Raw genomic sequence first — 21,287 nt, 5'->3', positions numbered from 1 at the left:
GTCCGGCGTTGAAGATGCTCACCGGCGGGACCTGAGGCCGTTCTTGGCGCTCTGCCCGATGACGATCGGCAGATGCGTGGTGCGCGACGCGCCGCCCGCGATCGCCCGGCGATAGATGCCCTCGTAACCGTGGGCGAAACGGCCCGCGGCGAACCGTTCCTCGACCCGCTGCCGGCAGGCATGCGGATCCAGGTCGCCGGCCCGCGCGATGGCCTCGGGCAGCTCGGCCGGATCATCGCAGACGAACCCGGTGACACCGTGGTCGACGACCTCGGCCACCGCGCCGCCGCGCAGCGCCACCACCGGTGTGCCGCACACCATCGACTCGATCATGACAATGCCGAACGGCTCCTCCCAGCGAATCGGGAACAGCAGGCAGCGCGCCGAGGCCAGCAGTTGCCGCTTGGCCCGGGCATCGGCCTCGCCGAAGACGCGATCGGTATCGGTGAGCAGCGGCCGGACCTGCTCGTCGAAGAACGACTTCTCCGGCGGCTCATTGCATTTGCCCGCCAGCACCAGCCGGATCCCGGCCGCGTGCGCCGCCTCCAGGGCTAGGTGCGGCCCCTTGTACGGGGCGTACCGGCCGAGGAACAGCGCGTAGTCCATCTTCTCCTCGTGGAACGGCCATTCGTCCGGGCGAATCGCGTTGTGCACCCGCCCGATCCAATTCAGGTCGGACGCCAATTCCCGCTGCCGGTCGCTGATGGCCACGAGTTTCACGCCGCGATCCAGGGATCGGTAATACTCGTGAATCTCGTCGTCGACCGGCCCGTGCACGGTGAGCACGGTCGGTATTCCGAGCGTCCGATACGCCGTCGCATTCAACGGCCCGGCGAAGGTGTGGTCGTGCACGATATCGATGGGATCTTCGGCATGCAATTTCTCGATGATCCGCCACACCTTCATGGCATTGACGATTTCCGGGTAGGGCTCGCCCAGCCGGTGCGTGAGCAGTTCGCCCCACGCCCGGATGAACCGCGCCTTCGTACCGTCGCGACCAGCACCGATCAGGGTGACCCGATGCCCGCGATCGACGAGTTCGTCGGCCAGGGTGGCGACCACCGCCTCGACGCCGCCGTAACCGGTAGGGGGGGATATCGAAATAGGGCGGGGCTACCAGCACGATATGGAGAGGGCGACTGGAGTTCCCGATCCCGAGGAATTCAAACGCATTGCTGGATATCTCATCCGACAGTCCGACGTTCATTCTCAATCTCCTCACCATTGAGGGACGAAATGATCAAGACCACCTTCAACCGTGCCAGAACTCTCCGATTCCAGCAAGTTTGCGATGAGTGTTTCGCGCGTCGCCGCGCGGACACTCAGAGATTGGCCGGGCGGACCACCATGACCGACGCGGCGCGCTTTCCGCTTTCCTTCAGCAGGGCGATGGCGTGGCCGGAGGAGTCGATGGCCGCGTAGACGCCGGGCAGGCCGATGCTATCCAGCCAGCGCCCGTTGCGCAGGTCCTCGGCCTGCGCATCGGTGATGTCGCGGGTAGGGAAGGCGGTGCGCACGGCCTCGTCGATATCCAGGCTGAGCAGGGGCTCGTCGGCCTCGGCCGCCGCGGCCAGCTGATCGAGGGTGCGGGCGTGCTCGAGGGTGAAGGGGCCGACGCGGGTGCGGCGCAGGGCGGTGAGATGGCCGCCGACGCCGAGCTTTTCACCGAGATCACGGGCCAGAGCGCGGATGTAGGTGCCCGAGGAGCATTCGACCTCGACGTCGAGATCCACGAAGGTGGTTGCGCCGGTGTCGATATCGCGGCGAGCCAGGATGTCGAAGCGGCTGACGGTGATCGGGCGCGCGGCCAGCTCCACGTCCTCCCCCGCACGAGCGCGGGCGTAGGCGCGTTCGCCATTGACCTTGATGGCGCTGACGGTTGCAGGGACCTGCTGGATGTCGCCGGTCAATTCGGCGACGGCGGCGGCGATTTCGGCATCGGTGAGATGGGCGGCCGGGGTGGTCGCGGTGGTCTCGCCCTCGGCGTCATCGGTAATGGTGGATTGACCGAGGCGAATGGTGGCGGTGTAGGCCTTGGTGGTCAGGATGAGCTGGCCGAGCAGTTTGGTGGCGCGTTCCACGCCGAGCACCAGCACGCCGGTGGCCATCGGGTCGAGGGTGCCGGCGTGACCGACCTTCTTGGTGCGCAACAGCCTTCGGCTCTTGGCGACCACATCGTGACTGGTCCAGCCGCCGTCCTTGTCGACAATGAGCAGGCCGCCGAGCGCGCCGACCACGGGAGTCCGCTTCTCGCCCATCAGGCCTCCACGATCGCGGTCAGGATGAGGCCGTCGGCAATGAGCCAGCGGCCGTCGAAGGACTTCAGGGGTGCGCCGCCGTCGGTGGTGTTGCCGGGCACCAGCAGTTCGCTGTGGAAGGTGCCCGCGCCCGCGCCGTCGGATTCCTCGTCGACGGTGAAGCTGATGTGCGCGTCCTCGAACCCGAGCCAGCGGCCGGTGAGCGGGAACCACGTCTTGTAGGTGGCCTCCTTGGCACAGAACAGCAGTCGATCCAGGTGCAGGCCGGTGCCGGGCAGCACCGTCCGCAGCCAGTCGCGTTCGGCGGGCAGGCTCACCGAATCGAGCACGCCCTCGGGCAGCTGTCCGTGCGGTTCGGCATCGATGCCGATGGAGCGGAAACGCAGTCTGTGCGCCAGCGCGGCGGCCCGGTAGCCGTCGCAGTGGGTGAGGCTGCCGACGATGCCGCGCGGGAACAGCGGTTCCCCGGTCCCGCCCTTGCCGATGGCCACGGCGGGCTCGCCCAGCTCGGCGAGGGCCTGCCGGGCGCAGTGCCGGGCGCCGATGAAATCGCGCCGCCGCTTCTCCACCGCCCGGGAGATCAGATGCTCCTCGGCCGGATGCGGCCGCAGGCCCTCCGGATAGGTCGTCAGCTCCGCCGCCGCGACGCCGTGGGGAAGAATCGTTCCGATCAAGCGCGCCGACTCCGGGGTCGTTTCCCCTGATGTCGCCGCGACCGCCCGCTGCTCGATGACCCGCCTCCTGCTCGCACCACACTCAACGCATCGAGCCTACCGGTCCGCATTCACCCTGCACGACCAGCGGATGGTTGCTAGGATTTTGCCAGCTCATCACCAGGCGCAGTCCGGCGACGACCGCGGCATCCTCGGGGATCCGCGCGGCAAGGAGGCGAAGGATGTCCATCGAGCAGTCACCGGGCCGCACCAGCGCGCAACCGGCGGAATTCATCGGCCCGTCCCGCATCATGGCGACATTGCGAGTCAACGGCCACGACCACTTCGCGGTCCTCGAACCGCGCACCAGCCTGCTCGACGCCCTGCGCGAGCATTTGCATCTCACCGGCACCAAGAAGGGCTGTGATCAGGGCGGCTGCGGCGCCTGCACGGTCTGGCTGGACAACCGGCGGGTGCTGTCCTGCCTGACCCTCGCCCTCGCCGCCGAAGGCCGCGAGATCACCACCATCGAGGGCCTCGCCGACGGCGAGGCGCTGCACCCGGTGCAGCAGGCCTTCCTCGAGGCCGACGGATTCCAGTGCGGCTACTGCACCTCGGGGCAGATCATGTCGGCCATCAAATGCATCGAGGAGGGGCACGCCGAATCCGAGGCCGAGATCGCCGAATGGATGAGCGGCAATATCTGCCGGTGCGCGGCCTATCAGAACATCCGGGCCGCGGTGTGCACCGCCCGCGACGCCATGAACCGGGCGGCGGGAGAACTGCCGTGAAACCGATCTCCTACGCCCGCCCCGGCACCGTCGAACAGGCCGTGACCACCGTAACCGCCAGGCCGCGAACGGTTTTCCTGGCCGGCGGCACCACCCTGGTGGACATGCTGCGCATCGGCGCCATGGAACCGGACAATGTCGTCGACATCACCTGGCTGCCGCTGGGCGGGATCGAGCACACCCCCGAGGGCGGGCTGCGCATCGGCGCACTGGCGAAGATGAGCGAGGTGGCCGCCGAACCCGGTGTGGTGGAACGCTATCCGTTCCTGTCGGTGGCGCTGTGGAAGGGCGCCTCGGCGCAGCTGCGGAATATGGCCACCATGGGCGGCAACCTCATGCAGAAGGTGCGCTGCGCCTATTTCCGCGAACCCGGGCGGGCCTGCAACAAGCGCGAGCCCGGATCCGGCTGCGCGGCGGCGGACGGAATGCACCGCGGGCACGCCATTCTCGGCACCAGCCCGATGTGCTTCGCCACCCATCCCTCGGATGTGGCCATCCCCCTGGTGGCCCTGGACGCAACGGTCACCGTGTGGGGCCCCCGCGGGGAGCGCACCATCGGATTCGACGACTTCTTCCTGCTGCCCGGCAATACCCCGCACCTCGAGCATCCGATCGCCGAGGATGAGCTGATCACGCGAATCGATGTTCCGCCCTTGCCGTTCGCCGCCAATTCGCACTATCTCAAAGTGCGCGATCGCGAATCCTACGAGTTCGCCCTCACCTCCGCGGCCGTCGCCCTGAATGTCGCCGACGGCACGGTCGTCGATGTGCGGATCGGGCTGGGCGGCGTGGGCACGAAACCGTGGCGGGCCCGCACCGCGGAAGCCCAGCTCATCGGAAAGGCCGCCACCACCGCCAATTTCGCCAAGGCGGCCGCGGCCGAGCTGGCGGCGGCCGACGCCTCGCATCCCATGAACGCCTTCAAGGTCGAACTCGCCCAGCGCACCCTGGCGCGGGCGCTGGAAACCGTACGCCCGCAGGTGTATCCGCTGGGAGGTTTCACATGACCGCCACCGCGTCCCGGCCGCTGGTCGGCCAGGGTTTCGATCGGCTCGACGGCCGCGCCAAGGTCACCGGTGCGGCGCAGTACACCGCGGAGATCCCGCTGCCCGGCATGGCGCACGCGGTGATCGTGGGCGCCAAGGTCGGCAGCGGCGCCGTGCGCACCATCGACACCGCCGCCGCCATGGCCGCCGGCGCCGTGGCGGTCTTCACCCACGAGAACCTGCCGAAGGTGGCCGGCATCCCGCCGCAGTGGCCCTCCGCCTTCGGCGGGCCGGCGCCGGGGCAGACCTTCTTCCCTTTGCAGGACAACACGATTCACTACTTCGGTCAGCCCATCGCGGTGGTGGTGGCCGATACCTTCGAGGAGGCGCAGCGAGCCGCGGAACTGGTCACCGCCGACTACGACGAGCGCGAGGCGCTGGTGCGGCTCGCGGACGGGCGCGCTGCCGCCTATCAGCCCGACACGATCTTCTGCGGCATGATTCCGGCGGCGCAGTCCCGCGGCGATTTCGAGGCGGCGGCACAGCGGGCCGCCCATACCGTGGACGCCACTTACCATTTCGCCGCCAACCACCACAATCCGATCGAATGCTCGGCGACCGCCGCGGTATGGGACGGCGATACGGTCACGGTGTACGACACCACCCAGGGCGTCGCCGCCTCGCAGGCGACCATCGCCGCCTATCTCGGCATCTCGCCCGCCAATGTGCGCGTGGTGGCCCATTACGTCGGCGGCGGATTCGGCGCGAAGGCCATGATATGGCCGCACGTGACGCTCGCGCCCATGATCGCGCGGGAGCTGGGCCGTCCGGTCAAGGTGGTGCTGGATCGCGCGCAGATGTTCTACGGCACCGGATTGCGCGAGGAACAGGAGCAGCGGGTCACCCTGGTATGCGACGCCGCCGGGACGTTCACCGGGCTGCGGCACCACAAGCTGTCGCTCACTTCACCTTTCGACGACTGGGCCGAACCGTCGCTGAGTGCGGCCGGGCAGGCGTACGCCATCCCCAACTGGGAGGGCAGGTACGAGCTGATTCGCGCCAACACCATGACGCCGACATTCATGCGCGGGCCCGGCGAGGCCTCCGGAATGGCGGCCCTGGAATGCGCCGTCGACGAACTCGCCGCCGAACTCGGCATGGATCCGGTGGAGTTGCGGTTGCGCAATCACGCCGCCATCGATCCGGAGAGCGGGCATCCGTGGAGTTCGGACGGGTACGCCGAGTGCGTGCGCACGGCCGCCGAACGCTTCGGCTGGTCGGCCGCCGAATACCGGAAAGGCCCACGCACGGACGGGAACTGGGTGCTCGGCCGGGGCATGGCCACCGCGGGCTACCCGGTCTACGAACCGGCCCAGCCGCAGCGCGCGCATGCCCGGCTGCTGGCCGACGGGTCGCTCATCGTCCAGGCGGGCACCCAGGATTTCGGCACCGGCGTGGCGACGACCATGGCGCAGGTGGCCGGTGACGCCCTCGGCATTCCGTTCGACCGGATCCGTGTCGACATTGGCGATACCGACTATCCGAATATCGCCGCCGCCGTGGGCTCCATGGGCGCGGGCGTCATCAGCGCGGCGGTGCACACCGCGTGCACCGATCTGCTGGCGCAGCTGATCGACCTGGCCGTGGGCGATACCGCATCGCCTTTGCACGGGCATGCGGCGGTGGAGATCGAAGGGCGCGACGGCGCACTCCGGCTGCGCGCGAATCCCAGTGTGCGCGAGGAGTACTCGACCCTCCTGAACCGCAATCACCTCACCGACGCGGAGACCATCGGCTCCTGGAGTCCCCCGGCCCAGGGTCAGCCCTTCGGCATGATCAGCTTCGGCGCCCAATTCGCCGAGGTCGCGGTGGATCCGGAACTGGGCCTGGTGCGAGTGCGCCGCATGGTGGGCGCGTACGCGCCGGGTCGTGTTCTCAATGCCAAGCTGGCGCGCAGCCAGGTGCTGGGCGGCCTGAATTGGGGCCTGTCCCAGGCCCTGATGGAAGCGACCCTGCCCGATGCGCGCGACGGCAGCTGGGCCAATCCCTCACTGCTCGAATACCTGCTGCCGGTCAACGCGGACGCCCCCGAGGTGGACATCTCCTTCGTGGAGGTGGAGGACTCGGTGGTGAATCCCTTGGGCGTGAAGGGTCTCGGCGAACTCGGCATGGTGGGTGCGGCCGCGGCCATCATCAATGCGATCCATCACGCCACCGGCAAACGCATCCGCGAAATCCCGGTCCGCATCGAGCACCTGATCTGAACCCGTTGCCTCAGTGGTGAATCGGGCCGTCCGTTGCCGAGAGCGGGCGGCCCGACGCACCGCCGCACTCGGCGATGATCTGCGCCGCGATCGAGACCGCGGTCTCCTCCGGCGTGGACGCATTGAGGTCCAGCCCCACCGGACTTCGCAGCCGCCGCAACTGATCCGGACTCACCCCGGCCTCGGCCAGTCGTCCCAGCCGATCGGCGTGGGTGCGCCGCGACCCGAGCGCTCCGATGAAGCCGATGTCCTCGATGCCCAGCGCCTCGGCCAGCAGGGGCACATCGAATTTGGTGTCGTGGGTGAGCACGCAGACCACCGTGCGGGCATCGATGCGGCCGCGCTCGTGCTCCCGCCGCAGGTACCGATGCGGCCAGTCCACCACCACCTCGTCGGCTGCCGGGAATCGTGCTGCGGTGGCGAAGGTTTCGCGCGCGTCGACCACGGTGACCCGATATCCGAGCTGTCCGCCGAGCCGGCTCAGCGCCCGCACGAAATCATTGGCCCCCGCCAGAATCATTCGCGCGGGCGGGCCGAAACTCTGCACGAACGCGCGCGGCGGAAACGCCGTCGGCTCGCATTCATCCAGCCCGATCGTGCCGGTGCGCCCCGCCCGCGCCAGGTGCACCGCATCGCGGCTCACACCCGCCTCCGGTTCACCCGAGCCGATCAACCACCACGACGGCGCATCGTCGAGCGTGGTGACCATCGCGACCGGACGACCTTGCCGGATCTCGCATTCCAGTGCCAGCAGATCGCCGAGCCGGGCTCTCGTGACCCGCTCGACGAACACCTCCATCTCACCGCCACAGGTCAACCCGATCGCCACCCCCTCGGGATCGGCGATACCGAAATGCTCGAGCACCGCGTCGCCGCCATCGAGCACGCCCATCGCCGAGTCGACCACCGCCGCCTCGACGCATCCTCCCGATACCGACCCGACGACTTCCCCGTCCCCGGTCACCAGCATGGCCGCCCCGGCAGCGCGCGGCCCGGCCCCCGTGACGGCCACGACGCGGGCGAGAGCGACCGGGCCCTGCCGGACCCGATCGATCAGCTGCGGCAGCAACTCACGCACTTCCCCATCATCACTGCTCACGAGATGACTCGCACGCCAGCCACCCGTACAGCAATCTCACCGTTACCGCACGGTGGGAATCAGCCCTCGGGATAGAAGACGAACAGCGTGCAGCCGGTCTCGGTCGTGGGCACGTGCCAGGAACCTACCGGGGCGTGCAGGAAGGTTCCGGCCGGGTAGGCGCGGGCGCCGTCGTTGAACACGCCCGCGACCACATAGACCTCCTCCGGGCCGGGCTCGTGGACATCGCGTTGCGGCCAGGAGGTGCCCGGATCCATCTCCAGGACATTGGCTTGCGCGCCGTCCGGTCCCGTCAACAGCTTGCGCAGGCGGCTATGACATCATTGGGCCCGAATCGGGCGCGCCGCCCGCTGCGACGACCACATGCTCGCGAGCACACACGGCCCTACCCGAGCTGGCGAATCACACCGCAGCGACCATCACAGGTCGCGATACGCGTCACGCCGCCACCCCACTTTCACGACCAGGATCACCAGCACTTCGTCTTGCACTTGGTAGACGACACGGAATCGGCCTACTCGCAGCCGGTAGGCGTCCACGCCGACCAGCTTCCGGATTGCCGGCCCTTCGGCGTACGGATCGTTACCGAGCGCCGTTAATGCAGTGAGGATGCGCATCGCGTCCTGCTGTTCCAGGCTGCGCAGTTCCCGCCGGGCCGATTCGTGGAACTCGAACGCGTATTTCACTTACGCGCCTCGAAAATGTCGGCGAGCACTTCGGCCATGCTGACGGTCGCCGAACCGTCGGCGAGCCGCGCGGCGGCTTCGCGTGCCAGCATTTCGTCCTCGGCGTCGTCGACAGCTTCCACGACGGACAGCGGGACCAGGGCAGCGGCGGGGGTGCCGTCACGAAGAATTATCACCTGCTCGCCCGCTTCGGCGGCGTCGATGTATTTCGCCAGGTTGGTGCGGAGTTCCCGGGTGCTGATCTCGGACATACCTCGAGTGTACACACTAGCGTGTACACGCCCGAGAAAATAGCGGACACCTATGCTGACTCGGTGCATCATGCGCGGGACTTTCCGCTCCTGGTTCACCGGCCGCACCCCCAACAGCTCGGCGTTCGATCAACAGGCCGGCCATGTGCGAGTTCGGACCCTGGAAACCCCGGTCAGGAGATGCCGCGGCGCTTGTCGACCTGGGCGCGCATCTTCTGGGCGAGTTCGCGCATCTCCGGGGTGATCTTGAAGTGGCCGCCCCACTCGTTGAGATCATCGGGGCCGTACTCCGGATTCGGGAGGATCTGGCGCAGCAGCTTGTCGGGCAGGCCGCGACGCTGCCATTCGCGGGGATAGCCGAGGGAGACTTCCTCGAAGCGCACGCCGTCGTAGAAGGCCGTGCGGGGAATGTGCAGGTGGCCGTAGACGGCGCAGACCACGTTGTAGCTGGTGTGCCAGTCGGAGGTGAGGTCGGTGCCGCACCACAGGGCGAACTCCGGGTACCACATCATGTCGACGGGCTGGCGCAGCAGCGGCCAGTGGTTGATCAGGACCAGCGGGGTCTCGGCGGGCAGTGCGTCGAGGCGGCGCTTGGTGTACTGCACGCGAGCGTGACACCAGGCGTCGCGGGTGACGTACGGGTCCGGGGAGAGCAGGAACTCGTCGGTGGCGACCACATTGCGCTCGCGGGCGATGGCCAGGCCCTCGGCCTTGGTCTTGGCGCCCTGCGGCAGCCAGGAGTAGTCGTAGAGCGTGAACATCGGGGCAAGGGTGACCGCGCCCCCGTGCGCCTCCGCTCCCGCGCCCTCCCACACCGGGAACGGATCCTCCGGCGTGAGCACGTCCAGGTCGCGGCAGATCGACACCAGGTAGTCGTAGCGGGCAGCGCCGTGCATCTGCACGGAATCTTTTGCCGTGGTCCACAATTCGTGATTACCGGGCACCCAGATGATCTTGGCGAAGCGCCCGCGCAGGGTTTCCAGCGCCCAGCGGATGTCCTCGGTCTTCTCCCCCACGTCACCGGCGAGGATCAGCCAGTCCTCGGGTGAATCCGCCCGGATCGACTCGACCACGGGTTTATTGCCCTGATGACCGACATGGATGTCGCTCACCGCCATCAGTTTCGGAATCACCCAGCTCCGCCTCTCTGCTCACGACCGTCCTCGCAGCAACGACATCGGCCGCCACCAGATTCCCACGCCGGGATTCGCGGACGATCAACCGACCCAGCGAATGCGGGCGTTGGGGGCGAATCCCGCCGCCACGGCCAGGGTTCCGCCGTCGCGGCGACAGGAAGCGATGGCCAGGTGGCAGGGGCGTGGGATGTCGGCGGGGATTTTCACGCCGCCGTCGATCTGATAGCGGGTGTTGGTGACCTTCCACTTGCGGGCCGCTGCCGGATCGTCCGGATCGGTGGGAGGGGCGTCGGTGCGGGCGACGACCATGACCTCGGTGATGCCGATCGGCCATTCGAAGGTGAGCAGGCCGTCATGCACGGTGAGAGCGGAGACCACAGGCATGCCGCTGGGAGTCGGGTCCGCCGCCGGGGTCGCATCCGCGGCCGAGGTCGTACCTGCGGCCGGAGACGCACCCGCGGCCTGGGTTGCACCCGCGGCCGGGGACGCACCCGCGGCGGATTGGTCCGGGCGGGCCGGGCCGTCGGAGCGGCTGAGCTCGGAGGTGCGGCCGGAGACCGAGGCGACGACGCCGTAGACGGGGACCGGGCCGGTGGTGGCGCCGCCGTCCTCGAGGGTGGTGCCGCGGGTGCGGCCGACCACGCGCCAGGAGCCGTCGGGTTGCAAACGGGTGACACGGTATTCGGCTTGTTCGGTGGCCGAGGGCGACCAGGTGATGACCACGGTGCCGTCAGGTTTGCGGGTGGCCTGCACCTGCGGCGGGGCGTCGACCGGCAGGGCCGACAGCGCGGCGGCGGCTCCGGCGTGATCGGCGCAGACGTCGAAAACGGCCAGCAGGGCCCGCATTCGGGATGCGGGTGGGGCGGCCGGGGCCGCGGCCAGCATGCGATCGGCCTCGGTGAGCGCGGCACGGGCCTGGGTGAGCAGCTGCTCCAGGTTCGGGCCGCGGTGGTCGGGATTGGGTACGTCGGAAGCGCTGCGCTCCAAGTACTCCAGGCTTTCCAGGGCCTCGACGAATCGCTTGCCCGCACAGCTGACGGAGGCGGCGCGCCACCGCTGGGCGGCCTCGGCCAAGACCCGATCCACTTCCTCGGCGACCGGGCGGACCGCCGTGCTGCCCGCGGGGTCGCCGCCCACCTTGCGCTGGGCGTCGGCCACCTGCTGCCACGCTTCCTTGGGGCGGCCACGGCGCAAGGCCGCGCGCGCCGCCTTGAGCGGCTCCTCCCAAGCCCGCGCGGGTGGGGTCGGCGTCCGATGTGAACCACGGTCCGCCGCAGTCGAATCCGAGCGCCAAGCGCTCGCGCTGCCGGTGCCCGTGCCGCCGGAGCCCGCACTGCCAGAGCGCGAGCCACCGGAGCTTCCACCGCTGGCACCCGGACCGCTGGTGCCTGCGCCAGCAACGCCGCCGCCCGCGCCGCCAGCACCCATGCCGCCGGAGCCCGCACTGCCAGAGCGCGAGCCACCGGTGCCTGCGCCGCTGGCACCCGGACCGCTGGTGCCTGCGCCAGCAGCGCCGGAGCCTGCGCCGCCCGGTCCCCGATGTGTGGTGCCCGCGAGGTGCTCGCGGCCCTCGATGGTCGTGCCGAGTTCGGTGACCAGGGCGAGGAGCACCTGTTCGGCGTGCGCGCGATCCAGGCCCGCGGCTATGCCCTCGCCGACGAGGTATTCAAAATCGCCTTCGATGAGGTGGTCTTCCACCAGCACCGCCGCCCGCACCTGCGGGCGCAGCGCCTCGGTCGCATCCTCGATGACGGCTTGCAGGTAGTCGTCGACGACGCTGCCGCCGGCCTCCAGCAGGTCCTTGATGTGCACCAGCAGCTCGTCCAGCACCACCCGCACCCGGCCGGGCGGCAGCTCGCGGGTCCGCGCGCGCAAAGCCTCCGCGCGCAAACGGATTTCACCGGTCTGATGGGCCTTGGTGAAATCCAGGCGCAGCAGCGCGAGCAGCGTCGGCACCGGATCGCCGGGCAGCAGCCGCTCGTATTCGGCCAGCAGTTTGCGGATCTGCTGCCGCCGCCCGGCACTCACCGCGCTGGTCGCCGCCGGGGCGGGCGCGGCGATCTCCTCGAGGATGCGATGGCGGCGGATGCGGGCCTCGATTTCGGCGGCGCTCAGGTTGCCCATCTTGCCGATGTCCTCGAGCCCCGGGATCTTGCTCGCCGGAATGCCGCCGTGCCGCTGCACGAGTCGCTCGATGGCGGTGTCGAGCATTTCGTAGCGTTCCGAATCACGCCGGGCACGTTGCTGTTTCACGCGCTCGGCCTCGACCCGCCGCGAGGCGGCGTACAGCAGCGGATCGCACAGTTCCTCGTGCGCGTCCACCAGCAGGCCCACCAGCACCCGGTACTTGGGATGGTCGCGCTGCTTCTGCCAGAACGCCCAGACCTCGTCCACGCGCGCCTGCACCTCGGCGTCGCTGAGCCGATCCGACTCCTCCAGCGGAATGTCGTAGAGCTCGAAGCAATCCGCGTGCTCGAGACCGCCGCGGCGTTCCACGGCGGCCAGCACTCGCTTGCGGTAATCGTTGGGGTCGAAGGCGTGCACGGCTGCGCTCAGACGGTTCGGCGGCGGGTGCGCTGCAACTGATCCAGTTCCCGCGTCACATCGGCCTGGGACAGGGTGGCCCCGGTCTGCACCGACAGGGCGAGCGGCATGCGCGCGTCCACGTGGTAGGCGGTGACGTGCAGGACGCCGTCGAAACCCATCTCGAAGGTCACCTGGACTTCACTGCCGGCCGGGTAGCCGGGTGGAATATCGCGAATCCGGCCCTCCACCAGGATTTTCGTATCCTCGGGACGGGTGGAGGCGGCCTGGCCCTGCTGTTCGACGATGGTCAGCTCGATCTGATCCTGATCGGCGCGCACGGTGCCGTAGGAGCGGCGCACCCGAATCGGCAGCGTCTGATTGCGATGCACCAGCCAGCTGGCGGCCAGGCCGTTGTACGGGTCGAGGGCGAGCACGCCGAAACCGCGCGACACCACGGTGTCGACCTGGATTTCGAGCATGCGCTTGACCAGGCCCACCGGCTGCCCGAAGGAGGCGGCGACCCGGGCCAGGGACTGGTTCAGATCATCCGGCGCCGCCTCGGACAAGGCGGCGCCGTCGCGCAGCCGGCCGCGGGTCACCAGATCGGCGATGATGAGCCGTTCCATTTCCAGCTTCTCGCCGTAGAGCGCCGCGCCGCGCGCCACCGACAGATCGGGATCGCGCAATTCGCCGATGAGGCCCAATTCCTTGCGCAGCCCCTCGGCCACCATGGGCATGCGCGAGGAACCGCCGACCAGCAGCAGCCGATCCACTTGATGCACACCGCGCTTGCCCGCCTCGGCGATGCACGCCCGGGTGAGATCGAGCGTGCGGCGCAGCAGGGAGGCCGTCATGGCCTCCATTTCGGCGCGGGTCAGGGTGACCACCGCGCGGGCGCCGTCGTGGGCGATGACGATCTCGGTGCTCTCCCGCTCGCTGAGTTCGCGTTTGGCCTGTTCGGCGGCCAGCACCAGCATCTGCGAGCCGGCCGAATCGTCGAGCGGGTCCTCGGCGTCGGGATTGGCGGCGCAGAACTGCTGCGACAGGTGCAGGGCGATGCGCTCGTCCCAATCCGCGCCGCCGAGCTGATGATCGCCCTCCACGGCGAGCACGGAGATGCGCCGGTCGGCCAATTCGATGACGGTCGCGTCGAAGGTGCCGCCGCCGAGGTCGTAGACCAGCACGGTCTCGCGCGCCCCGCCCTTGCCGATATCGATACTGCCGTCGAGCCGCCCGAACCCGTAGGACAGCGCGGCCGCGATGGGCTCCGACAGCACGCCCGCCACATCGAAACCGGCATACGTACCGGCCTGAATGGTGGCGCGCCGCTCCTCGTCGCCGAAGTACGCGGGCACGGTGATGACCACGCGCTGCACCGTTTCGCCGCCGCCGAATTCGGCGTCCGCGGCCAGGCTCTTGAGAATCAGGGAGGACACCGCGGGCGCCGACCAGGTCTGCCCGTGCGCCACGAACCGCCAGTCCGCATCCCCCATCCGCCGCTTGACCAGCGCGCACACATGCTCGGGATCCAGGCGGGCCTGCCGGCGCGCGCCCTCGCCCACCACATGGTCGAAGCCGGAGGCGAACAACACCACCGAGGGAACCGTGGGCTCCCCGTTCATCCCGATCAGTACTTCTGGGCGGCCGTCAGCATCGATTCTTGCAATCGCCGAATTTGTTGTCCCCAGGTCGATTCCGAAAACCGCCATGGGCGCGATCGTAGCAGCCGAAACCGACACCCGGGATTATCGTTTCGGCATGACCGAATCAGGCGCAGCGACCGGCTTCGACCAGATCACCGAGCGCATCGACGACCTCGCCCGGGTGCTCGCCCGCCAGGCCGGGACGCTGGAGCGGCTGGCCGACGACGCCAAGGCGCGGGCCCAGCGCGAGCGGGCCGGTGCGGACGTTCCCCTCGTCGTCGATCTGTTCGCGCTCTACAACGATGCCCGCTCCTTCGCGGCCACCGCCGCCTCCGAGACCGAGCGCATTGCCTTCGAGGCGTTCGCCGCGCGGGTGGAGCGGCTGCTGGCGGGGCGCGGCGGGCAGCTCGTGGATCCGGTTCCGGGCAGTGAATTCGACGCGCTCACCATGGAGGCCGCCGATGTTGCCGCCGCCGCGGATCCGAGCCTGGACCGCACGATCTCCGAGGTGATCCAGCCCGGGCTCACCGCTGCCGGGCGTTCGCTGCGGCCCGCGAAAGTCATTGTGCGGCGGTATCGCGAGGCGACAAAAGATCAATAACCCTTGCCCGGTTAAGCACTGACGCTTAATCTCGGCACATGGCGACGCATGCGACCCATCAGGTCCGCACCATCGATGTCGGAGAACCGATTACGCGATTCGCGCGCGGCTGGCACTGTCTGGGGCTGGCCGAATCGTTCCGCGACGGAAACCCGCACTCGGTCAATGCCTTCGGCGGCAAGCTGGTGATCTGGGCGGACAGTCACGGGAAGCTGCACGCCCTGGACGGCTACTGCCGGCACATGGGCGCGGATCTGTCCTACGGCAGTGTCAAGGACGACAATATCGCCTGCCCCTTCCACGATTGGCGCTGGCGCGGCGACGGGAAATGCGCGGCCATCCCGTACGCGCGCCGGGTCCCGCCGCTGGCGCGCACCCGATCCTGGATCACCTGCGAGGAGAACGGGCAGTTCTTCGTCTGGAACGATCCCGAGGGCAATCCGCCGCCGCCCGAGGTCGCCATACCGCACATCGAGGGCATCGAGACCGATCGCTGGAGCGACTGGGATTGGAACACCCTGCTCATCGAGGGCGCGCACTGCCGCGAAATCATCGACAACAACGTCGATATGGCGCACTTCTTCTACATTCACTATGCCTATCCGGTGTATTTCAAGAATGTGTTCGAAGGACACGTCTCGACACAGTTCCTGCAGTCGAAGGGCCGCCCCGATATGTACAGCGGCTCCAACTACGGGCAGGTGTCGCTGCTGCGTTCCGAGGCGTCCTATTACGGGCCCTCGTACATGATCAACTACTTGCACAACGACTTCGGCGACAACACCGTGGAAGTCGTTCTGATCAACTGCCATTACCCCGTCACGAACAACTCGTTCATGCTGCAGTGGGGTGTGAGCGTCCAGCGCATCGAAGGGCTGCCGCCGGAGAAGTCCGCCAAACTGGCCAAGTCCTTCGGCAAGAGCTTCGGCGTCGGATTCCTCCAGGACGTGGAGATCTGGAAACACAAGACGCGCATCGACAATCCGCTGCTCACCCAGGAAGACGGGCCGGTCTATCAGCACCGCCGCTGGTACGAGCAGTTCTACGTGGACGTCGCCGATATCACCCCGGAAATGACCGCGCGCTTCGAATACGAGGTCGACACCAACCACGCCAATGAGAACTGGCAGGCCGAAGTCGCCGCCAACCTCGCCAAGCGCGCCGCGGAGGAGAGCTGAACCCGCAAGTTTTCGACCCGGGTGCCGCGCCCTACTACGCCCGATACCGCCCCGGAACCCGCCGCAGTTCTTTACCGAACGTCGACAGGTTCCTCCCCTACACCCGTAGAACAGCGGAGCAGCCCGCCGCCCGGAAGGCGAGGGGCTGCTCACGGAGTGACTTCCGTCAACCGGCACGACCTCCAGCCGCGATTACGACCACCAATTCACCCACAGGTGCCCGTCACTGGCACGGACGAACACGTAGGGCCGGTTTTGATAGGTGACCGTCGCGATCGCGTTCGGATCGACCGTGCGGCCCTGGGGAGTTCCTTGGTCGGACCAGCTCCATTTCGCGCCGTCCCACCAGTTCACCCACAAATGGCCGTCATTGCTGCCGCGCACGAACACGTAGGGCCGGTCTTGATAGGTGACCGTCGCGATCGCGTCCGGATCGATCTGACCACCCTGATCCGACCAGTTCCACTTCCCACCGTCCCACCAGTTCACCCACAAATGGCCGTCATTGCTGCCGCGCACGAACACGTAGGGCCGGTCTTGATAGGTGACCGTCGCGATCGCGTCCGGATCGATCTGACCACCCTGATCCGACCAGTTCCACTTCCCACCGTCCCACCAGTTCACCCACAGATGACCATCGTTGCTACCGCGCACGAACACATACGGATTCCCCTGATACGTCACCGTCGCGATCGCGTCCGGATCGATCTGACCACCCTGATCCGACCAGTTCCACTTCCCGCCGTCCCACCAGTTCACCCACAAATGACCATCATTCCTGCCGCGCACGAACACGTAGGGCCGGTTTTGATAGGTGACCACCGCGATCGCGTCCGGATCGATCTGACCGCCCTGATCCGACCAGTTCCACTTCCCGCCATCCCACCAGTTCACCCATAAATGACCATCGCTGCCCCGCACGAATACATAGGGCCGGTCCTGGTAGGCGACCGACGCGATCGCATTGGGATCGACCGTGCGAGCCTGGGGAGTTCCTTGGTCGGACCAGTTCCATTTCCCGCCGTCCCACGAATTCACCGACAGATGGCCATCTTTCGTTCGCACGAACGCATACGGGTTGCCCTGATAGGTGGCCGTCGCGATCGCGTTCGGGTCCACAGTCCGGCCTTGTGGGCTGCCTTGGTCGCTCCATTGCCATGCCATCGCCGTGTCTCCATCCTTGCGTCTGAACAGGAACAGGAGGAAGGTCTGCATGCCGGTTAGGCTCGATCGCGCTCCGCCCCCTGCGCCACTGGAAGGTGGGCCGTGTGGGCGTATCCGCCAGACCATTCGAGCGAGCGCCCTGAAGCCACGTTCTCAGCATGACACCTCCACAAGGGGCCTGGACAGACCCGACAGCCCCCTTGACAATCCTTCGACGGACCGGTCGATATTCTTTAATCCGCTTCTGCCGTAAGTGATTCCGTAAAAGTCATGGCGGAGGAACCCGCTGATGTAGCGGAAAAACACCTCTTCGCAGCCAACCTGGCCCGCCGCGCCGCCGAGGACGCCGCCGCGGAGGGCTGAACCGGCTCGTTTCCCGTGCGCGGGCGGTCATTGTTACCGTGGCTTATGGCCAGCGATTCCGTACTCCGGCGGCGCGAGCAGCTCTCGGACTTCCTGCGCTCGCGGCGAGCGCGAATCACGCCGGGAGACGTGGGAATTCCCGCGGCGGGACGACGTCGGACGCCGGGGCTGCGACGTGAGGAAGTCGCCGTCCTGGCCGGCGTGGGGGTGTCCTGGTACACCTGGCTCGAACAGGGGCGCGATATCTCGGTCTCGGCCGATGTGCTGGATGCGGTCGCTCGCGCGCTGCTGCTCAGCGATCGCGAACGCGCGCACCTCTACGTGCTGGCCGGAATGAACCCGCCGCCCGCCTGCGGCGAGCCCGGCGCGGCGGTCACCGAGGAAGTGCGCCACCTGCTCGACGCCTGGGGCCGGCGACCCGCCGTCCTGCGCGACCGATACTGGAACATCCTCGCGTTCAACGACACCGCGCGCCTGGTCTTCGGCTACGACGACGACCCCCAGCACTGCCTGATCACCTACTTCACCAATCCCCGCTACCGCGCCATGGGCGAGGTGTGGGAATCGGCCGCACCCGCCGTGGTGGCCGCCTACCGCGCCGATACCGCGCACTGCTCCGGCCAACCCGAAGTGTGCGGAGTGGTCGAGCGGCTCAGCGCACGCAGCCCCGAATTCGCCGCCCTGTGGGAACGCCACGACGTGGGCGTCCCCGTCCAGGCCGTGAACGCCCTGCGCCACCCCGAAGCTGGTGAGCTGTACTTCGACGCGACCACCCTCACCGTCGCCGACCATCCGGATTGGCATCTGGTGCTCTACAACCCGCAGCCCGCCACCGACACCGCGGCGCGCCTGGAACGCCTCCCCCACCTACGTCTCGCCGAACCTTTGATCGAAGCAAGCTGACCCGCCGATCCGGGTGATGCCGCCCGAGGGCGGTGGTGTCGATCCGCGCGATCCTGGTGGTGCCACACCCACCATAAACACGCACTGTTTACCCCCGGCCGCCGACGGCACGCTTGTGCCCATGACACACAACAGCTTCCGATTCGACGGCAAGATCGCTCTGGTCACCGGCGGTTCCAGTGGCATGGGCCTGGCCACGGCGCACCGCCTCGCAGCCGAGGGCGCACAGGTGATCATCACCGGCCGCGACAAGTCCCGCCTCGACGAGGCCGTCGCACAGATCGGCGACCGCGCCACCGGAATCCCCGGCGACGCAACAATCCTCACCGATATCGAAACCCTCGCCACCACCATCCGCGACCGCTACGGCCGCCTCGACGTGGTGTTCGCCAATGCGGGCATCGGCTCCTTCCAGCCCATCGCCGACGTCACCGAATCCGAGTTCTACCGCGTCCTCGACGCCAACTTCAAAGCCGCCTTCTTCACCATCCAGCAATCCCTCCCCCTCCTCGCCGACAACGGCTCCATCATCATCAACGCCTCCTTCGGCCTGCATCGCGGCTTCGCCGCCACCGCCCTCTACTCCGCCACCAAGGCCGCCGTCCACAACCTCACCCGCACCCTCGCCGCCGAACTGGCCCCCAGAGCAATCCGCGTCAACTCGGTGAGCCCCGGCTACATCGACACCCCCGCCTTCCGCGCCGAACTCCCCGTCGCCGCCCAGAACGCCGCCGCCACAACGGTGGTCGCCGGTCGCGTAGGTTCGGTCGACGAGGTCGCCGCCGCCGTCGCCTTCCTCGCCTCCCCGGAAGCGTCCTACATCAACGGCACCGACCTCCTCATCGACGGCGGCCTCATCAACGCGGTTCCCGTGCCGACGGCATAGCCGCGCGATACCCGCAGCTCAGAACTCGTAGTACGACGCAACCGCGGGCTGACCGGTGTAGCCGGGGCCCACGGTGTCGTCCGCACCGAGATAGGTAGCGGCGAAATCCACCGGGCGGAAGTCGTTCCCCGAGAGCCGATGCCGCCGGCCGTCGTAGGTCAGCCCTGCCGCCCGGAGCCGAGCCAGCACCGTGCGCGCGGCCGAGGAACCGTCGGCATGCCGGATGGAATGCGGGTCGAAGTCGGCGGCGAATGTCCCACCGGCCCTTGCCCATCGGGTCATCGCCGACAGCATGCCCAACTTGTCCCCGAGGTAATGCAACCCGTGCACACAGCTGACCAGATCAGCGAGACCCTCGGGTTGCCAGCCGACCGCGTTGGTGGTGATCAAGCGCAGTCGCGGAGTGCGCGGAGCCGCGAGAAAGTGATCCACCAAGTCGATTCCGATCACGGCCACATCGGCGGCGGGAAATTCCACGGCGAAGCGCTGCTCGGCTTCGAGCAGCGCCCTTCCCGACCCGCAACACACGTCGATCCAGCGGACCGAGGCCCCCGAATCAGCGCGCAGTACATCCGCCAACCGCTCATAGGGATCGAAGCCGAGCTCACGGGCGTAGCTGTTGACGCCGGCCAGCCCCCGACCGCGATTCATCGCATTGTTCGCGACCACGGACGAGCTCTCCAACGCCGCATCATCGAGGAGCTGGTCACGACTACAGGTCAAATTCGCCTGTACCGAGGGCACCGAGGAAGCCATCCCACACAACCGGCTCGAAAACCAATACGGGGCTGGTGTTTCCGAGCTTCGAGTCGCGAACCCCCACCATGCCGCCCGCAAGATGCGCAGCCTCGACGCATTCGCCGCTAGAGTGGCTCCGGCTCGACTTGAACCACTGGGCTCCGGTCAGGTCGATGTTCACTCGTCATACTCCTTGACTAGCGACAGTATGAGCTGTCTGGACGCGTACTGGTCCAACGCTACTCGGTCGATCTGGACGAATGCATCGCGATAACGCTGCACTTCGGGTTCCCGCTCCATATAGAGATCGCCCGCGTAGCCCTCCACGTAGACTACGGGCGGCTCCAGCAGACCGGTAGCGGGAAGCTTCGGAAACTCCAGGAGTACAAACGATCCCACCAATGAACCAGGATGACCGGAGGCATTGAGCGGGACCACACGGACCGACACGTTCGATCGCTGGCTCACGTCCACCAGGTGCCGGAGTTGCTCAGTCATAACACCCGGCCCGCCGATCTGGTCAAGTAGAACCATCTCGGAAATCAGCACTTCCAGGGTGAATGTCTCGTCATCCAGCCGCGCCCGGCGACGCATGGCAACCTCGACACGGTTCTCCACCTGATCATGCGGAAGATTCGGCGATTCGAACCATGCGATCGCGCGACGGTACTCCGGAGTCTGGAGCATTCCGGGAACGATGGCCAGCTTCCACGTGGTGAGCTTGCGTGCGGCCCCCTCCAAGCCCATGTAGTGATCGAATCCTGACCGCAGCCCATCGGCATACGCACGCCACCAGTTCTTTTCGGCAACGGCCATGTCGTGCGCCAGGTCCAGCATGAGCCGTCGGTCATCATCGCTGACCTGGTAGGCATCGGCCCATGCGTTGATCCACAACTGAGACACCTTCGCCTTCAGGCCGTCTTCGATCCTTCCCATGGTCTGCTGAGAGGTGTCCACGATCTGACCGGCCGCATACCTGGTCAGTCCTACTCGCTTTCTATGCTGCGCCAGGAGTCGCCCGAGGGCCCGGCTTGCAAGCGTAGATCCAGCCATCTTTTAGCCTCGCTATCGATGGAGCCTAATTCTGGAACTATCTGATTTGGCAGTGTGGCACTACATGCCTGGATGACGCAGTTGGATGCACCAAATTCTATCCGATAG

General features: G+C 67.6%; 21 protein-coding genes and 1 pseudogene. 7 read left to right on the top strand and 15 right to left on the bottom strand.

Annotation, left to right across the window (positions count from 1 at the left end; all coding sequences use genetic code 11):
• Positions 1 to 18: 18 nt before the first annotated feature.
• The 4 genes and pseudogenes from ACYQ5L_RS12470 to ACYQ5L_RS12455 all read right to left on the bottom strand — a co-directional run bounded on the left by ACYQ5L_RS12470 (position 19) and on the right by ACYQ5L_RS12455 (position 3,161).
• A pseudogene (locus ACYQ5L_RS12470) lies at positions 19 to 1,207 on the bottom strand (glycosyltransferase family 4 protein).
• 115 nt (positions 1,208 to 1,322) lie between these two features.
• Positions 1,323 to 2,258 (bottom strand): tRNA pseudouridine(55) synthase TruB, encoded by a 936-nt coding sequence (gene truB / locus ACYQ5L_RS12465; RefSeq protein ID WP_459957510.1) that lies wholly within the window; start codon positions 2,256 to 2,258, stop codon positions 1,323 to 1,325.
• Positions 2,258 to 2,932 (bottom strand): 4'-phosphopantetheinyl transferase Npt, encoded by a 675-nt coding sequence (gene npt / locus ACYQ5L_RS12460; RefSeq protein WP_459957509.1) that lies wholly within the window; start codon positions 2,930 to 2,932, stop codon positions 2,258 to 2,260. Before npt ends, truB begins: the two co-directional genes overlap by 1 nt.
• An 82-nt stretch (positions 2,933 to 3,014) precedes the next feature.
• Positions 3,015 to 3,161, bottom strand: a complete 147-nt coding sequence (locus tag ACYQ5L_RS12455) for a hypothetical protein (protein WP_459957508.1) — start codon at positions 3,159 to 3,161, stop codon at positions 3,015 to 3,017.
• Here ACYQ5L_RS12455 and ACYQ5L_RS12450 point away from each other — a divergent pair.
• From ACYQ5L_RS12450 to ACYQ5L_RS12440, 3 genes are read left to right on the top strand one after another with little or no spacing between them, the layout of a single operon-like run.
• Positions 3,154 to 3,702 (top strand): (2Fe-2S)-binding protein, encoded by a 549-nt coding sequence (locus ACYQ5L_RS12450; RefSeq protein ID WP_459957507.1) that lies wholly within the window; start codon positions 3,154 to 3,156, stop codon positions 3,700 to 3,702. The genes ACYQ5L_RS12455 and ACYQ5L_RS12450 overlap by 8 nt on opposite strands.
• On the top strand, positions 3,699 to 4,709 hold the full coding sequence (locus ACYQ5L_RS12445) for an FAD binding domain-containing protein (protein WP_459957506.1): 1,011 nt from the start codon (positions 3,699 to 3,701) through the stop codon (positions 4,707 to 4,709). Before ACYQ5L_RS12450 ends, ACYQ5L_RS12445 begins: the two co-directional genes overlap by 4 nt.
• On the top strand, positions 4,706 to 6,952 hold the full coding sequence (locus tag ACYQ5L_RS12440; protein WP_459957505.1) for a xanthine dehydrogenase family protein molybdopterin-binding subunit: 2,247 nt from the start codon (positions 4,706 to 4,708) through the stop codon (positions 6,950 to 6,952). Before ACYQ5L_RS12445 ends, ACYQ5L_RS12440 begins: the two co-directional genes overlap by 4 nt.
• Before the next feature lie 10 nt (positions 6,953 to 6,962).
• On the opposite strand, the gene ACYQ5L_RS12435 is transcribed toward ACYQ5L_RS12440, so the two are convergent.
• The 7 genes from ACYQ5L_RS12435 to ACYQ5L_RS12405 all read right to left on the bottom strand — a co-directional run bounded on the left by ACYQ5L_RS12435 (position 6,963) and on the right by ACYQ5L_RS12405 (position 14,359).
• A complete protein-coding gene (locus ACYQ5L_RS12435; protein WP_459957504.1) occupies positions 6,963 to 8,030 on the bottom strand; it encodes an XdhC family protein in 1,068 nt (355 codons plus the stop codon).
• A gap of 80 nt (positions 8,031 to 8,110) precedes the next feature.
• Entirely contained in the window at positions 8,111 to 8,347 is a 237-nt protein-coding gene (locus ACYQ5L_RS12430; protein WP_459957503.1) for a cupin domain-containing protein, read from the bottom strand.
• Between the two features lie 123 nt (positions 8,348 to 8,470).
• Positions 8,471 to 8,737 (bottom strand): type II toxin-antitoxin system RelE family toxin, encoded by a 267-nt coding sequence (locus tag ACYQ5L_RS12425; RefSeq protein WP_459957502.1) that lies wholly within the window; start codon positions 8,735 to 8,737, stop codon positions 8,471 to 8,473.
• Complete coding sequence (locus tag ACYQ5L_RS12420; protein WP_459957501.1) at positions 8,734 to 8,988, bottom strand: type II toxin-antitoxin system Phd/YefM family antitoxin; 255 nt, start codon at positions 8,986 to 8,988, stop codon at positions 8,734 to 8,736. The genes ACYQ5L_RS12425 and ACYQ5L_RS12420 overlap by 4 nt, the downstream gene beginning before the upstream one ends.
• A 173-nt stretch (positions 8,989 to 9,161) precedes the next feature.
• Entirely contained in the window at positions 9,162 to 10,121 is a 960-nt protein-coding gene (locus ACYQ5L_RS12415) for a metallophosphoesterase family protein (RefSeq protein ID WP_379202902.1), read from the bottom strand.
• A gap of 84 nt (positions 10,122 to 10,205) precedes the next feature.
• Positions 10,206 to 12,668, bottom strand: coding sequence for a SaeA-related protein (locus ACYQ5L_RS12410; protein ID WP_459957500.1), 2,463 nt, complete (start codon positions 12,666 to 12,668; stop codon positions 10,206 to 10,208).
• 8 nt (positions 12,669 to 12,676) lie between these two features.
• Positions 12,677 to 14,359, bottom strand: a complete 1,683-nt coding sequence (locus tag ACYQ5L_RS12405) for an Hsp70 family protein (RefSeq protein WP_459957499.1) — start codon at positions 14,357 to 14,359, stop codon at positions 12,677 to 12,679.
• A 49-nt stretch (positions 14,360 to 14,408) separates the two neighbouring features.
• Between ACYQ5L_RS12405 and grpE the strand changes: the two genes are divergently transcribed.
• The gene (gene grpE / locus ACYQ5L_RS12400; protein ID WP_459957498.1) at positions 14,409 to 14,894 is read left to right on the top strand and encodes a nucleotide exchange factor GrpE; all 486 of its coding nucleotides are present in this window, start codon (positions 14,409 to 14,411) and stop codon (positions 14,892 to 14,894) included.
• Positions 14,895 to 14,932: 38 nt separating this feature from the next.
• A complete protein-coding gene (locus ACYQ5L_RS12395; RefSeq protein ID WP_459957497.1) occupies positions 14,933 to 16,072 on the top strand; it encodes a 3-ketosteroid-9-alpha-monooxygenase, oxygenase component in 1,140 nt (379 codons plus the stop codon).
• 192 nt (positions 16,073 to 16,264) lie between these two features.
• Here ACYQ5L_RS12395 and ACYQ5L_RS12390 read toward each other — a convergent pair whose 3' ends face one another.
• Entirely contained in the window at positions 16,265 to 17,287 is a 1,023-nt protein-coding gene (locus ACYQ5L_RS12390) for a DUF8189 domain-containing protein (protein WP_459957496.1), read from the bottom strand.
• A 357-nt stretch (positions 17,288 to 17,644) separates the two neighbouring features.
• Here ACYQ5L_RS12390 and ACYQ5L_RS12385 point away from each other — a divergent pair, with 357 nt between their 5' ends.
• Complete coding sequence (locus ACYQ5L_RS12385; protein ID WP_459957495.1) at positions 17,645 to 18,502, top strand: helix-turn-helix transcriptional regulator; 858 nt, start codon at positions 17,645 to 17,647, stop codon at positions 18,500 to 18,502.
• Between the two features lie 121 nt (positions 18,503 to 18,623).
• Entirely contained in the window at positions 18,624 to 19,388 is a 765-nt protein-coding gene (locus ACYQ5L_RS12380) for an SDR family oxidoreductase (protein ID WP_459957494.1), read from the top strand.
• An 18-nt stretch (positions 19,389 to 19,406) separates the two neighbouring features.
• On the opposite strand, the gene ACYQ5L_RS12375 is transcribed toward ACYQ5L_RS12380, so the two are convergent.
• The 3 genes from ACYQ5L_RS12375 to ACYQ5L_RS12365 are packed head-to-tail and all read right to left on the bottom strand — an operon-like array spanning position 19,407 to position 21,179.
• The gene (locus ACYQ5L_RS12375; RefSeq protein ID WP_459957493.1) at positions 19,407 to 20,072 is read right to left on the bottom strand and encodes a class I SAM-dependent methyltransferase; all 666 of its coding nucleotides are present in this window, start codon (positions 20,070 to 20,072) and stop codon (positions 19,407 to 19,409) included.
• Between the two features lie 28 nt (positions 20,073 to 20,100).
• The gene (locus ACYQ5L_RS12370; protein WP_459957492.1) at positions 20,101 to 20,307 is read right to left on the bottom strand and encodes a DUF397 domain-containing protein; all 207 of its coding nucleotides are present in this window, start codon (positions 20,305 to 20,307) and stop codon (positions 20,101 to 20,103) included.
• Entirely contained in the window at positions 20,304 to 21,179 is an 876-nt protein-coding gene (locus ACYQ5L_RS12365) for a helix-turn-helix domain-containing protein (protein ID WP_459957491.1), read from the bottom strand. Before ACYQ5L_RS12365 ends, ACYQ5L_RS12370 begins: the two co-directional genes overlap by 4 nt.
• Positions 21,180 to 21,287 lie beyond the last annotated feature (108 nt).

The organism is Nocardia sp. IFM 10818, from assembly GCF_054655275.1.
The sequence above is the reverse complement of the archived record's forward strand: the minus strand, read 5'-3'. Positions and strand labels throughout refer to the sequence as shown.